The organism is Methylobacterium sp. PvP105 (assembly GCF_017876975.1).
Classification (GTDB): Bacteria; Pseudomonadota; Alphaproteobacteria; order Rhizobiales; family Beijerinckiaceae; genus Methylobacterium; species Methylobacterium radiotolerans.
In genome coordinates, this window is record NZ_JAGIPA010000001.1 from 2,082,865 (window position 1) to 2,096,729 (window position 13,865).

Genomic DNA, 13,865 nt, shown 5'->3' on the forward strand with positions numbered 1-13,865 from the left:
GATGGTACATACCGGATAATGGTCAAGTTGAGCGGATGAACCACACGATCGAAGACGCCACCGTCAAACGCTTCCACTACGACAGCCACGATCAGCTCCGGCAGCACCTCGCGGACTTCGTGGCCGCCTACAACTTCGCCTGCCGCCACAAGACGCCATGCGGCCTCACGCCCCACGAAGCTATCTGCAAAGCCTGGGCGGACGAGCCCTCCAGGTTCACTCAGAACCCGCGCCACCAAATCCTAGGACCAATCATCTAATCGCTACCTTCCCGTTTTGCGCTTGCCGGAACGACGAGCTCCGTAAGCTGGTGCGCGAGAACTGACGCAGTGTATGTCGGCGCGTCGCAAGACACCGTTGAGATCTCCCCGAAGGCAACACTTCCTCCCACTCTGCTCTCAGTTTCTAGTACGGCCTGCTCCAGAGCCGCGGCCACGCCGTCGGGCGTTAAATCAGCCAACGATACAATGTTTGAGTTCCGAACGCTGAGATCTTTGCAGTCATAGGCATTCGTAATCGTGTAGAGGCCTGCCGCAGCCATCTCAAGTGGAGGGTAGCTCGGGTGAGGAGACAGCATAAGTGACACGCCGATCAACGCCCGGCTCAGAAGATCGCCATACTCGTCCAAAGAGAGCTTTCCACAAACCTCAAGATTGACCACGCCACCAGCGTCCGCAGGATCGAAATCCTCGCCAGCAGAGACAATCCGCCAACTATCGGCGGAAATGGGATCCGCCTGCTGCCATCGACGCAGCCCAGCGCACAGCGTTTCAAAACAATTCCGCGCAACTGAGGGCCTTCCATAGATGAGTATGATGCGCTCCCTTGGTACGTTCTTTAACGCCCGAATGATTTTCGGGTTGGCGGAGTACCGCACAACCCTGGGATCACTCAAATTGTAATTTCGCTGCATGAAATTTGCAAGCTCCTCGGAATTGATGAGCGCAATTAGATCGTTTCTCTTAGCATAGGTCGCGCGAGATAGCGCATAGTGCGAAGACCAGGCGTAGAAGTTTGGCTCGTGATCCTGGATCAGGTAAATGATCGGCAGTTGCCGACCATGAAAACGTTTCTGCGCAGCCTGCACCTCTGATCCGACAACATCGGTCCACCACGCCGTAGTTACAAAAACATCGTTGCTTCTGACTGGTAGCTCGCCACTTTCACGATCCGTCATGTCGACAATCGAGCGAGGCAGATCATCGAAAGCTGATCCAAGCGGTACTAGCTTATAATCCGGCTGGCCAATCATTGCCTCCAGATCAACAGCGTAAGATGTACAGATAAGTCGCCTATCAAAGGCCTCGCCGAGCTGGTCTGCAAGCTCGTGGAAAATCTTCAAAGCGGTCGTGATACCGCCGAATATGTGCTTCGGATGCAGCGTAGGAATCACTAGATTGAGACGAGGCCGACGATCTGGATCTGCGCGAGTTGTGATCGGCACAATTTCAGGAAACGTCTGTTTTTCTACCAGCGAAGACAGTGGGTTTCCCAGAAGCGGACGGAATGCCCGCCTGAGTGAACGTTCGATCCCGTCGGCGCCGAAGACGGGCAGCAATGCTTCGTCGCGACTGTGTCCCGCTGTTGAGACCTTGACCCAGCGAAAGCCCGCGCTCTCGGCCACGAAGAGCAGCGAGCGCTCGATTGCATGGGCCAGTGTTCCATCGACCTGTCCAGCTTCGGGTGGGAAACTGGACCAGTCCAATCCAAGATCCAGCAGTGGTCGAACGGCGGCCGTTTTTGCCCAAAAGAATGAGCTTGACGGAAAATCGAGGATCAGGTCCTTCCGAATCTCGATCCCTGCTTTTGCTAGTAAACCTTTCGCTAGATCGAAATCGTACCCCCAATTTAGGAGGGCTCGGACCTCGTTGAAGTGTTCCGAAAAGACCACACCGACGTCAGATTGAGAAATTAGGCTGAGATTGGAAGCAGCAATCTCCGGAGACCCGAGTAAATTTTCCAGTAAGAAATCTCGCCAGCCGGAGAAACGCTCGTCGTGTGGCGATTTTTTCGAATGAACATGCAGGAAGATCTCGTACCGTTCGAAGACGTCGCGGCATCCAACGAACATGGCGGCGATGTCTCGGCCTACGTTTGGCACAACTCTTATTTCGACCGAGCCACTTTTATAGCCGGCAAGTTGTCGAGCGATCGCAGCTTTCTTTGCAGAGCTGTCGGTAGTGACGAAAAGATCGGCAGTCCCTGGAATGTTTGAGAATCGCTTGAGCAGATCCTCAGTTGCTTCAGGATAGAAGATGTGTGCAATGATTGCGATTGGATTGACTGGGGCGATGTGAGCGCACGCGCTGAATGGCACCTCCAGGGCGAGATCTGTCGCTTCGTGCAGGCGCGCGCTTTGGGTAGCCCCGTAGAAAGTTTTAGGAGCGAGATTGCGCTTAAAGCGGCGCTTGGGCGCTGGAATGGGGCGGAAACCGCGCGACTGCGGAATTCTCCGCTCTTCCAGCTTTGCAGGGTCAATAGGCTGCGCCACGATGCCGAGATGCGCCTCCACGGCGAGCAGCAATTTTGGCTCGCGGACAAAGATCTCCCTCCAGCCGGTTGTATCGGTCCCCGGAAGCAGATCGCGCAACAGCTGGACCTTGATGAAGGGAAAGCCACGACTCACGAGCTCGCGCCACCTAATCAGAGTGGGGTTGATCGGTGGGTCGACGTCGTCTGCTGTCGGGAAAAGAACCTCCACTACAACACCCGCTTGGTGCCATTGGCTGATTGGGGTAATCTCGTAGCGATTGATAACCTCACGCTTGTCGCGAATGCTTTGTACACTGGCCCAATGACGACGTACCGCAGTGGAGCGCAGGCCTGACCGGGTAAGGCCAGTGAAGTAGCTCATGAAATGATGTTGCGTCTGGTAACTGTCGGTAAGCGCGACGATGTCGGCTCGACTTGTGCGCATAACGTCGATTACCGCCCGGAATGCCTCCCGATCCACGGGACCATATACGCTGTCGTTGACCAAGACGAGAGAACGTGCCCGCCAAACCTCGGGGAAGACAGCCATTGCGGTCGCCCAAGCAGCAAAGTCCCACCCATGATTAGTCCGCAATAGAATTCCTGCGCACGTATCCAAATCCTGCGGCAACGGTCTAATTAGACCGTCGGTCGCGAGTATCAGAATGACCAAATATCCCTCTTCCTGCCATGCCTCCAGTTGAATCAAGACGTGGGGAGAAAGCTCGCCATCCGCTGTGTAGGCCATAAATAAGCATACGTCGCGATCGGTAAGCTCAGGCGGCGCGCGCCAAATCTCATAGGGGATATCAAGCGCGCCGCAGACGTCAGTAAGGCGGTCCGGCGGGCGCGGAGACCGACCCTCAGCCTGTCCTGCCAAAAGAAAATGGTGCAGCGGATTGAGGCCGCTTTTGCGCACGTCTGGATATTGAGCGAGATAGTACTCGCAGCTAAACAGTGGACTTGGATCTCGCCCCTCCGTCGCGCCGATTGTTACATAATGCACAAGAGCATTTTGGCCGCCAAGCCTGGCCTCGTGCTGCTGCCTGTACCAGCGGGTATCAAACACCGGATTAGGATTTCTGTTCTCAAAATCCCCGTAAATCATATAATGCTGTACTGGCTCAGAGCCAGCCTCAACAACATCAGGGTAACTCCTAAGGTAGTACTCAATGTCGAAGAGCGGATGTGGTCGCCTCCGCTCACGATACCCATCTGCGAGGTAGTGAGTCAGCGGCTCGACTGCCGCCTCGGCGACATCTGGCGAACTTGCAAGATAGAACTGTACATCAAACAGCGGATGAGGCGAGTGCCCCTGGCGCCAGCCGGTTCGAAGATAATGCTGGAATGCTGGAGTGTTAGGCGAGTACGTTACACCCGCCCTCGTCCGATACCATTGGACGTCAAAAAGCCGCGACGGAGACCGGCCAGCTTGGTCGCCGTCTTGAAGCAAGTCGGCCAGCAGAGTCGTGTAAGGTGAACCACCGGTTAGCTGAGCACCGTAATATGCCAGATCAATAACCGGATGGGACGAATAGCCCGCACGTTCGCCTTCGCGGCAGTAATGCTCTAGTGGCGTCATGGCGGCACCCGAGAAAATCTTTGCTTGGGTTACGTACCAACGTGTATTGAACAGAGCATTAGGATCACTGGCGAACGCACCTGACAGCAAGTAGTCGACAAGTGCTGGATGGTATGTGGGCGCTGAGGAACCGCGGCTTTCCACGTAGAATGCGTCGTCGAAAAGTGGGTGAGGTCCGTCGCCGAGACCATTCAGATAGTGAACCAGCGCTGCGCCATTCGCGTCCGGATAGCGGCCGACATACCAAGAAGCATCGAACAGCGGGTGCGGATTTCGGTTTTCCTTCTGACCATATGTTAAATAGTGTACGAAGGGATGCAAGCCGTCCGCGCGCACGTCGGGATAACAGTCAAGATACCAGGTTCCGTCAAAAAGTGGGTGCGGTCGGGCGCTTGTCCAGCGGGAAACTGAGAGCAGGTAGTCGACAAGTGCTGGATGATGTGTGGGCGCTGAGGAACCGCAGCTTTCCACGTAGAATGCGTCGTCGAAAAGTGGGTGAGGTCCGTCACCGAGACCATTCAGATAGTGAACCAGCGCTGCGCCATTCGCGTCCGGATAGCGGCCGACATACCAAGAAGCATCGAACAGCGGGTGCGGATTTCGGTTTTCCTTCTGACCATATGTTAAATAGTGTACGAAGGGATGCAAGCCATCCGCGCGCACGTCAGGATAACAGTCAAGATACCAGGTTCCGTCAAAAAGTGGGTGCGGCTTAGAACCGGTACCGTTGAGATAATGAATAACCGGATCGTCTGCCGCTCCCGGATTTTGCTCCACAAACCAATTAACGTCGAAGAGGGGGTGGGGATCACGCCCTTCCTTCACACCATGCTTAAGATAGTGGTCTAGCGGATCAATAGCTGCACGCTCCACATCAGGGTTTGATCTTATGTAAAAAACATGATCGAAGATCAAGTTGATCAGTTTACGCCGGTTCAAGTAGAATTTATTCTGACCCGAACGGCTGAAGGCAATTTTTCGTGACACGAAGCGCCCAACTCTCTTTTTCAGGTTACCGAAAAATTAACAAGGTAGTCAGTCGATCGCCATACGATTTTCGTCGACGCCGCATATTTCGAAGGTTGATTTTTTGCGCGCCTGGGTGGTGTCGCATTCAGAGACTGATCCCGGCGCATTGAGTTGATGTAATCGGCATTTACAGAGCCCCCTTCAAACGCTTCATTCCTCTCGTCGATATGATTACTCAACCATACTATCCTCGCGGGCGAGGCGCAGCAGGTTCTGCCCGTAGGCGGTCTTGGCGAACATCTCGCCGCGGGCCACGAGCTGGTCGCGGGTGATGAACTTCTGCAGGTAGGCGATCTCCTCCAGGCAGGCCACCTGGAGGCCCTGCCGGTTCTGCAGGGTGCGGACGAACTCGCTCGCCTCGAGCAGGCTGTCGTGGGTCCCGGTGTCGAGCCACGCGTAGCCGCGCGACATGCGCTCCACGTGCAGCTGGCCGCGCTGCAGGTAGGCCTCGTTGACGCTGGTGATCTCCAGCTCGCCGCGGGCCGAGGGCTTCACGTCGGCGGCGATGTCGAGCACCTGGTTGTCGTAGAAGTACAGGCCGGTCACCGCCCAGGTCGATTCCGGGTTCTGCGGCTTCTCGACGATCTTCGTCGGCCGCCCCGACTTGTCGAGGTTGACGACGCCGTAGGCCTGCGGGTTGTCGACGTGGTAGGCGAAGACCGTCGCGCCCTGCTTGCGGCTCGACGCGCGCTCCAGGAGCTCGCCCATGCCGGCGCCGAAGAACAGGTTGTCCCCGAGGATCAGCGCCACGTCGTCGTCGCCCACGAAGTCGCGCCCGATCACGAAGGCCTGGGCGAGGCCCTCCGGCCGCGGCTGCAGGGCGTAGGAGAACTTGAGGCCGAACTGCTCGCCGGTGCCGAACAACCGCTTGTAGTTGTCGAGGTGCTCCGGCGACGAGATGATCAGGATCTCGCGGATGCCGGCGAGCATCAGCACCGAGACCGGGTAGTAGATCATCGGCTTGTCGTAGACCGGCAGGAGCTGCTTGTTGATCGACAGCGTGGCCGGGTGCAGGCGCGTGCCGGATCCGCCGGCCAGGACGATGCCCTTCATGGCTTGGAAACTCCCTCTGAGACCGGCCCGACGAGCCGGTCCAGGATGTCGTCGAGCGCCGCCTGCCAGGGCCGCGGCGCGATGCCGTAGGCGGCCGTGAGGCTGTCGGTGGACAGGCGCGAATTGGCCGGCCGCCGGGCCGGTGTCGGGTAGGCGGAGGTCGGGATGCCCTTGACCGGCACGGCGCGGCCGCCGCGCCGGGCCGAGCCCGCCACGATCGCCTCGGCGAAGCCGCACCACGTGGTGTCGCCCCGGTTCACGCAGTGGAACGTGCCGGCGGGCGTCTCCGGATCCGCCGCCATGGCCTGCGCGATCGCCGCCAGCGCGGCGGCGAGGTCGGCGGCCGAGGTCGGGCAGCCGTGCTGGTCGTTCACCACGGTCAGGGCGTCGCGCTCGGCCGCGAGCCGCAGCATCGTCTTGACGAAGTTGCCCCGGTGCGGGCTCACCACCCAGGCGGTCCGGACGACGGCGTGGCGCGGGTTGCCGGTGCGCACCGCCAGCTCGCCGGCGGCCTTGCTGGCGCCGTAGACGCTCTGCGGGTCGATCGGAGCGTCGGGCGCGTAGGCCCCGTCGGGCTTGGTCCCGGCGAAGACGTAGTCGGTCGAGACGTGCACCAGCGGGATGGATCGGGCCGCCGTGGCGGCCGCCAGGATCGCCGGGGCGAGGGCGTTGAGGCGCCACGCCGCCACCACGTCGGACTCGGCCTTGTCGACCGCCGTGTAGGCGGCGGTGTTGATCACCGCCCGGTAGGCGCGGGCCGCGAGCGCCGCCGCGACGGCGTCCGCGTCGGTGATGTCGAGCTCCGCGCGGCCGGGCGCGTGGACGGTGACGCCGTCCGGCCAAGCCAGGGCCTGCAACTCGGTGCCGACCTGCCCGGCGCCGCCGAGGACGAGGACGTCCATCAGCCGTTGAGCCCCAGGCGCTCGCCCTTGTAGCGGCCCTCGCGGATCGGGCGCCACCAGCCCTCGTTCCCGAGGTACCACGCCACGGTCTCCTCAAGCGCCTGCTCGAAGGTCTTCTGCGGGCGCCAGCCGAGCTCGGTCTCGGCCTTGGTGCAGTCGATCGCGTAGCGCCGGTCGTGGCCCGGGCGGTCGGCCACGAAGCTGATCAGCTGCTCGTGCGGGGCGCCCTGCGGGCGCAGCCGGTCGAAGGCCGCGCACAGCGCCTTGACCACCGCGAGGTTGTTGCGCACCGCGCGGCCGCCGAGCAGGTAGGTCTCGCCGATCCGCCCGCGCTCCAGCACGGCGACGAGGCCCTTGGCGTGGTCCTCCACGTGGATCCAGTCGCGCTCGTTCAGGCCGTCGCCGTAGACGGGCAGCTTCTTGCCCTCGAGGGCGTTGAGGATCATCAGCGGGATCAGCTTCTCGGGGAAGTGGCGCGGCCCGTAATTGTTCGAGCAGTTGGTCACCAGGACCGGCAGCCCGTAGGTCTCGTGCCAGGCGCGGGCGAGGTGGTCGGAGGCCGCCTTCGAGGCCGAGTAGGGCGAGCGCGGATCGTAGCGGCTCTCCTCCGTGAAGAATGCGTCGGGCGGCAGCGAGCCGTAGACCTCGTCGGTGGAGACGTGGAGGAAGCGGAAGGTCCTCTTCTCGGCCTCCGGCAGGGTCTCGTAATGGCCGCGGGCGCCGTCCAGCATGGTCTGCGTGCCGATCACGTTGGTGCGCACGAAGGCGCCCGGGTCGGTGATCGAGCGGTCGACGTGGCTCTCGGCGGCCAGGTGCATCACCGCCTCGGGCTTGAAGTCCGCGTAGGCCTTCTGCACGGCGGCGCGGTCGCAGATGTCGGCCTCGACCAGGCGATGGCGCGGGTTGTCGGCGAGCGGCGCCAGCGAGACCGGGTTGGCCGCGTAGGTCATCGCGTCGAGGGTGCAGACGTCGTGGCCGAGATCGTTGACGAGGTGCAGCACCAGCGCCGAGCCGATGAAGCCGCAGCCTCCGGTCACCAGGATGCGCATGGCGGATTACCTCTTCGGATCGATCGAGAACGGGAAAGCCGGGACAGCAGAAGGCTGTCCTGCGTGACGAAATTGCGGCCGGTCCGCGCTCTTCAGAAGACGCGGCCGAGATCGGCGAGCTTGGGCGCCCGGCGATCCTTGTCGGACAGGATCGCCGCCTCGCCGGAGACCGGCCACGGGATCCCGATCGCCGGATCGTTCCAGAACAGCGCGCGGTCGTGCTCGGGGCTGTAGTAGTCGTCGACCTTGTAGGCGACCATCACGTCGGGGGTCAGGGTGCAGAAGCCGTGCGCGAAGCCGTGCGGGATGTAGAGCTGCTCGCCCTTCTCGGCGTCGAGGGTGACGGCGACGTACTTCCCGTAGGTCGGCGAGTCGCTGCGGATATCGACCGCCACGTCGAGGATCGCGCCCTGCAGCACGCGGATCAGCTTGGCCTGCGCGCGGGGGGCGATCTGGAAGTGCAGGCCGCGGACCGTCCCCTGCGGGGCCGAGAAGGACTGGTTGTCCTGGATGAACGGCGTGGTGATCCCGGCCCGCGCCAGGGTGTCGGCCCGGAAGGTCTCCGAGAACCAGCCCCGCGCGTCGCCGAAGCGCTTCAGGACGATGCGCTTCACGTCCGGAATTTCGGCTTCGATGACGTCCATGCTAACCTGCTGCCTCAACACACAGCCCAGCGTGCGCCCCAGCATTGCCCGATCGCGTCGAGCTAATAATATGTAGTATACAACCTAGATGGAAGGCCCTCACCCTCTGGGTATACGGCGGTCGTGTCAAGACATACAAACCCTAAAATGCGGGGCGAATAGACGATAAACATAGGCAGTCCGGCATAATATCTCGTTCTAGATATTAATATGCGCAAGATATTTCAAACCGCGATGATGTTTGGTCGACAGTACTAACCGTATGGTTGCAGAACGTTGCTGAGACACGAAGCGTCGGGCGATCAAGGCGTACGCATGGCAGTTTGGGGGTGTGCGCCGCCATACTGCCAGGAGGGCCGACTGATGCTTGCCATCCATCCCCAGCCCCGCACTAACCCCAGCCGTGTGCGCTGAGATCGCCTGCTCGCACGGGAGTTCCGGCGTGCAGGCCAAGCGCTCTATCTCGTCGCGCCACGACGCAACGTCGAGCGAGAGCTCTGACATGCTGGTGTGGAAGAGCCAAATAGTAATCGGAGCGAAGCGCCCAGCTCGGTGTTTACTGGGCCAGATTTATAAAAAACCAAAGCGGCATCCCATCAAAATTTCGATATTAGACGCCCAAGTGCCCTCGTATAATATTTCCTTTAACGATGTTGCTCGGCCCTCTGTTGCTGCCCTTGCGCACAAAGATCAAGTTGTGATAAAAATGCATCTCAACGATGTGGAGGTCTGCGTAATCAGGTATTAATGCAGGACGGTGTTGTTCCATCCAGTTCATACTGTCAATGCGCGCCTTGAAAAACGTCATCGTCGTTCGGTTATCATTTAGGTCATAGCTATTGCCACCAAAATCATGCCAATACGATGTTTGCGTGTCCTCAACCACATACCAGCCGCCGTCCCGCACGTATGGAAATAACATCATGAACGTGGTGACGACGTGCTCACTTCGGTGGCTTCCGTCGTCGATCACGATGTCCAGCAGCCGGCCGTCGACGCTGTTTATGATATTAGCTATGGCGACAGGATCCGCTTGATTGCCCTGGAACACCTTTATACGCGGCTCGTCGATTGTTTTCTTCTCATAGTCGAGGCCGTATACGATAGAATTGTAGAAATAATCACGCCACATGCGCAGGCCAGCGCCACCCGTCTCGGCGCCTTCGTATCCGCCGATCCCAATTTCTAAAACATGCATGCGCTCGCAGCGCATCTCCTCGAAATGACGGACGTAATGACGGATGTAGTCATGATCCGTTATCTTGTCGGTACCATAGCGGCGCGCCAGCTCCTCCAAAGTCTCATCCGGATGCTTGCCGGTTTCGGTCGTAGACGTCACGTATCGCCTCCGTATCCGCAGCATCGTTCCGCCGCGGTCGTGCGGTATAGCGGATGACAGGGACCTATTTCCAGCGCGCCTTGGCGCCCCGTTTAGCGAGAAGGACGAATTTGGACCGAGTTTCGACGCATCGCCGGCTTGTCCATGGAGGGCGCTGGCATCTACGATCGCGACCTCGCCTGCCTGGATCGCAGCCTCAAAGCGTCGCACGGCAGAATAGTCGTGGGGGCGATCGACGGGCAGATGAGCTGCAAGCGCCTCGTCGTCGAGGGCAGAGCCGCCCCCCTCGCGTTCTGCAATCCGGATCTGCCTGCCTTCGTGGTCGAAGAATCTTCGGAGGATGCGATCTGGGGCGAGGCGCGCTTCTCGATCCGGTGACACGTCCCCCCTTGGCGCACGACGTGATCTGCCGCGCGCTGGTCAAACCTCCGGAGAGGTGATTGACTCGCGATGCGGCAGAATCGCGTGGCATTTCGGACACTTGGCCTGGCCGCCGCGATCATCTTAAATTACGAGTTGTCGACTCAGCAACGTCGAGGCGCGAAGGCTCTATGGCTAACGTGGCTGGCGGCACGGAAGACGATGCCCGCAAGGCAGCAGCGGGCGACTTCGACCGATCTGCCAAATCTTAAACGTTTGCAGGCCATAGAACGGGCCGGGCTACGCGGTGAGGGGCTGCAGGCAGAAAGCACAACGAGCACATGCACACCCCTGCCAAACTCACTTTGATATAAAAAATTTATTAGCCCCCTTATTCAAGAGATGGCCAATTTGGCCGGCAACTTACTCGGCGCTAAAGATTGGCCTTTAATTGTTCGTCGCCGCTCCCCCAATCACTCTTGTTGTTCACCCGGGTGGCGTCGAACGACACGGCCTCCGATAAGGCGCTTGTACGGGCTTGCCCTACCGCCCGGCAGCCGGCGGCGGAGGGGATCCGCGATGCCCACGTGCCGGTCGCGCACCCGCCGCACCCGCGCGATCACGCCGACATCGATTACTGTCTTGGCCGTGTGGCAGGGTCGGCACAACACCTGACAGTTTTCTAATGAGGCATCCTCCGTCAGCGCGGCCGGGACGATGTGGTCGTAATGGAACCACCCGACCTGTAGCGCGCATGGACAGCGGCTGCCGTCCGTGAGCACACCCTCGCAGCGCCCGTCAGCTCGGGCGAGGGCGGCGCGCAACACCGCCTTGCTGAACTCCCGCCGCGCCATCACGCCACCCCCGCAGTACTGCCCGCGGTCGGGCCGCCCAGGTCAGCCGCGATCTCGGCGCGCTCAGACCGGATCTCGGCCAACCGGTAGGCGTGCAGTTCGCGCGCGCCGAGCCCAGCACAGGCGGCGAGCCAGCCGAGGAAGCCAGGATCACCAGCCTCGCAGGCGCGGACTGCGGTGATCGAGGCGTGCCCTCGCTCATCACGAGCGACTGCGAGGATGACGGCCGCATGCTTGGCGACCAAGTCGGGGTCGTCGAGCGGTTGGACGACCAAAACGTAGCGCCGGCCGGAGCGCCCGCGCCAAACACTCATGGCGAGAGCAGGCGCGCCGCGCGAACTGGCGCTCGTGCGCATACGCTCCTCACGAATTGGAGACCGAACAGCGCGGTCAGCCTTCAACTCACGCAGGGCAGCCGCCCAGGAGATGGTGCGGTTCGACATCGCCACTCTCACGCGCTGAGCGGGAAGAGGGCGACACGCGGCTCGTCAAACGGCCGCGAGTGCAAATGCGCGGTTGAGGGAGATCCAGCAGAGCCGGGCGCCGGCTGAGAAACTGCTGGGATCCAGGAGAGGGTCTGAATGTGGCCCTGAGTAGAAGGCATGCTGTGCTCCCAGTCGTCGGCGGGACCTGCCCCGCCACCAACCCGACCCCACTGTCGGCCCGTGGGACCGGCGGGGTTGAGGCACGCATGCTGCTGCCCTCGGGCGTGCTGGCACTCAGCGTCAGCCCGAGGGCACGAAGCAGCCCTTGCCACTGGTCACAGCGGCTATGTCGCGCACAATCGGCTTACAACCACGAACACTCACCGAACGCAGGTGCGTAGTAATGAAAGCCAGATCAGCGTTCAGCAGCCTATACTTACGACTCATCGGATCTGTCGCTCGGGCCCTGAGTGCATCGTCTGCGAGCATTGACGCTCCATTGGCCGCCGTAGTCCAGTAAAGATCGAAGTCAGACGTACTTTTCGGCGCAAATCTTACGTGCGCCTTCTGATAAATATCTCGCAACCGATTGCAATCTACAGCGCGAACTAATCAGGAGGGGATATTTATGCGTCGAGGTCGCCAGCGATGGTGGGCTGCGCTTCGACCTATGAGACCGTCACGATCCGAGGAAGATTTCGATAGGTTATTCCCACATCATGGTGCGGGGACAACCCAATCCGCTTGGCCATGTTGCGAACTTTCAGCCTCACGGATGGCACGACCGCCCGTCACCTCCTCGTACCGCCTCGCAATCAAGTCGACGTAACGCGGGTCGATCTCGCCCCCGTAGCACCGTCGCTCCGTCCGCTCGGCCGCGATCAGCGTCGAGCCCGAGCCCAGGAACGGGTCCAGGACGACCTCATCTCGCCCCGTGAGATCAAGTAAGGCGTCCGCGAGCAACGCGATCGGCTTGACCGTCGGGTGATCCTGCAGGCCTTTCCGCGAGCCGGATCCGAGCGACGAGGCGCCGGGATAGGTCCAGAGGTTCGAGCGCCAGCGGCCGCCCCGGCCCAGGCCGACGTTGTTGACGTGCGCCTCTTCACCCTTCTTGAACAGAGGGAGCAGTTCGTGCTGCGAGCGGTACAAGCTCCCCATGCCGGCGTTCGTCTTCGCCCACACGATCAAGTTCAACGGCGACAGGACCAGCTCAGCCGCCGCATGTTGGACCACGTGCAGCCCGCGCCAGTCGATGAAGGTACCGAACACGCCGCCCTCGACGAGGTAGGGCAAGGCGGTCCCGATCCACTCCAAGTTGAACGTCCGAAACTCCGCCTCACTCATCTCGCCGCTGGCCATCGCGAATTCCCGGTGGTCACCGCCCGTCACATGCCCGCGGATGGGCACATTGTAAGGCTCATCGGTTAGAAGCAGGCGCGCGCGCTCCTCCCCCATGAGCTTGGCCAGCACGGCTGGATCGCGAGCATCCCCGCAGACTACCCGGTGCCGACCGAGCACGAATACGTCGCCCGGCCGCGCCACCGCTGCCGCGTCTGCCGACGGTGTCAACGGACCGGGCTCGACGGTATCGGGCTCATCGTCCAAGAAGACCTGGTCGATCTCGCAATCCGTGAAGCCCGTCACGTCGAGGCCGCCATCTTCGAGCGCGAGTTCCGCGAACTCAAGCTTCAGCTCGTCCAAGTCCCAGCCGCCGCGCTCTTGCAGCCGGTTGAGCGCCAGGCGCAGAGCGCGCTGCTCGCTTGGCGAGAGGTGGCCCGCGACGATGCAGGGAATGACGCTCAAACCCACGAGCTTGGCCGCCTCGACGCGCGCCACGCCGTCGAGGATGCCATCCTGCCCGTCGATCAGCACCGGATCGCAGAAGCCGAGAGCGCGGATGGATGCGGCCACGCGCTCCACCTGAGCAATATCGCGCTTGCGCACTGCCCGGGCCGGCGCCGTGAGTGCCTCTGGTGGGCGCTGGACCAAGGCGAGGCTCGGAGCCAAGTCGTTGCGCGCGCGGCCCGCCGTAGGAGCGGGTCGGTCGAGGGCCGCCCGGCGCCGGCGGCTCTTGCTATGAAGGGAGTCGACCAGCAGATCAGCGCTACCCAACCGGCCTCGTGTCGCACGTCCCATGACCCCTCTCCCTTTCACGC

10 protein-coding genes and 1 pseudogene are annotated in these 13,865 nt (G+C 61.2%); 2 read left to right on the forward strand and 9 right to left on the reverse strand.

What is annotated here, in order from left to right; translation table 11 throughout:
* Nucleotides 1-17: 17 nt before the first annotated feature.
* Nucleotides 18-260: pseudogene (locus J3A75_RS09975) on the forward strand (integrase core domain-containing protein); the annotation flags it as partial.
* Here J3A75_RS09975 and J3A75_RS09980 read toward each other — a convergent pair.
* The 6 genes from J3A75_RS09980 to J3A75_RS10005 form a co-directional block, all read right to left on the reverse strand.
* Nucleotides 257-4,993: a rhamnan synthesis F family protein gene (locus J3A75_RS09980; protein ID WP_209650117.1), complete on the reverse strand. Its 4,737-nt coding sequence runs from the start codon at nucleotides 4,991-4,993 to the stop codon at nucleotides 257-259. The pseudogene J3A75_RS09975 and the gene J3A75_RS09980 sit on opposite strands and share 4 nt — an antisense overlap.
* A 261-nt stretch (nucleotides 4,994-5,254) precedes the next feature.
* Nucleotides 5,255-6,136 (reverse strand): glucose-1-phosphate thymidylyltransferase RfbA, encoded by an 882-nt coding sequence (rfbA, locus tag J3A75_RS09985; protein WP_209650118.1) that lies wholly within the window; start codon nucleotides 6,134-6,136, stop codon nucleotides 5,255-5,257.
* Entirely contained in the window at nucleotides 6,133-7,038 is a 906-nt protein-coding gene (gene rfbD, locus J3A75_RS09990; RefSeq protein ID WP_209650119.1) for a dTDP-4-dehydrorhamnose reductase, read from the reverse strand. The genes rfbA and rfbD overlap by 4 nt, the downstream gene beginning before the upstream one ends.
* Nucleotides 7,038-8,087, reverse strand: coding sequence for a dTDP-glucose 4,6-dehydratase (gene rfbB, locus J3A75_RS09995; RefSeq protein WP_012319347.1), 1,050 nt, complete (start codon nucleotides 8,085-8,087; stop codon nucleotides 7,038-7,040). Before rfbB ends, rfbD begins: the two co-directional genes overlap by 1 nt.
* 92 nt (nucleotides 8,088-8,179) lie before the next feature.
* Entirely contained in the window at nucleotides 8,180-8,731 is a 552-nt protein-coding gene (gene rfbC, locus J3A75_RS10000) for a dTDP-4-dehydrorhamnose 3,5-epimerase (protein WP_209650120.1), read from the reverse strand.
* Between the two features lie 610 nt (nucleotides 8,732-9,341).
* Nucleotides 9,342-10,070, reverse strand: a complete 729-nt coding sequence (locus J3A75_RS10005; protein WP_209650121.1) for a CmcI family methyltransferase — start codon at nucleotides 10,068-10,070, stop codon at nucleotides 9,342-9,344.
* 138 nt (nucleotides 10,071-10,208) lie between these two features.
* On the opposite strand from J3A75_RS10005, the gene J3A75_RS10010 reads away from it, so the two are divergent.
* Nucleotides 10,209-10,448 carry a LexA family protein gene (locus tag J3A75_RS10010; protein WP_281068102.1) on the forward strand — a complete coding sequence of 80 codons (240 nt, stop codon included), beginning with the start codon at nucleotides 10,209-10,211 and terminating at the stop codon, nucleotides 10,446-10,448.
* 455 nt (nucleotides 10,449-10,903) lie between these two features.
* Here the strand turns inward: J3A75_RS10010 and J3A75_RS37355 are convergent, their stop codons facing one another.
* From J3A75_RS37355 to J3A75_RS10025, 3 genes are all read right to left on the reverse strand, one after another.
* On the reverse strand, nucleotides 10,904-11,284 hold the full coding sequence (locus tag J3A75_RS37355) for an HNH endonuclease signature motif containing protein (protein WP_209650122.1): 381 nt from the start codon (nucleotides 11,282-11,284) through the stop codon (nucleotides 10,904-10,906).
* On the reverse strand, nucleotides 11,284-11,727 hold the full coding sequence (locus J3A75_RS10020) for a hypothetical protein (protein WP_209650123.1): 444 nt from the start codon (nucleotides 11,725-11,727) through the stop codon (nucleotides 11,284-11,286). Before J3A75_RS10020 ends, J3A75_RS37355 begins: the two co-directional genes overlap by 1 nt.
* Before the next feature lie 699 nt (nucleotides 11,728-12,426).
* Nucleotides 12,427-13,845: a site-specific DNA-methyltransferase gene (locus tag J3A75_RS10025; RefSeq protein ID WP_209650124.1), complete on the reverse strand. Its 1,419-nt coding sequence runs from the start codon at nucleotides 13,843-13,845 to the stop codon at nucleotides 12,427-12,429.
* Between the last annotated feature and the right edge of the window lie 20 nt (nucleotides 13,846-13,865).

Coding starts and splice junctions, on each gene's coding strand:
- rfbA (WP_209650118.1), bottom strand. CDS start 6,136: ATGAAGGGCATCGTCCTGGCCGGCGGATCCGGCACGCGCCTGCACCCG.
- rfbD (WP_209650119.1), bottom strand. CDS start 7,038: ATGGACGTCCTCGTCCTCGGCGGCGCCGGGCAGGTCGGCACCGAGTTG.
- rfbB (WP_012319347.1), bottom strand. CDS start 8,087: ATGCGCATCCTGGTGACCGGAGGCTGCGGCTTCATCGGCTCGGCGCTG.
- rfbC (WP_209650120.1), bottom strand. CDS start 8,731: ATGGACGTCATCGAAGCCGAAATTCCGGACGTGAAGCGCATCGTCCTG.
- J3A75_RS37355 (WP_209650122.1), bottom strand. CDS start 11,284: ATGGCGCGGCGGGAGTTCAGCAAGGCGGTGTTGCGCGCCGCCCTCGCC.
- J3A75_RS10020 (WP_209650123.1), bottom strand. CDS start 11,727: ATGTCGAACCGCACCATCTCCTGGGCGGCTGCCCTGCGTGAGTTGAAG.
- J3A75_RS10025 (WP_209650124.1), bottom strand. CDS start 13,845: ATGGGACGTGCGACACGAGGCCGGTTGGGTAGCGCTGATCTGCTGGTC.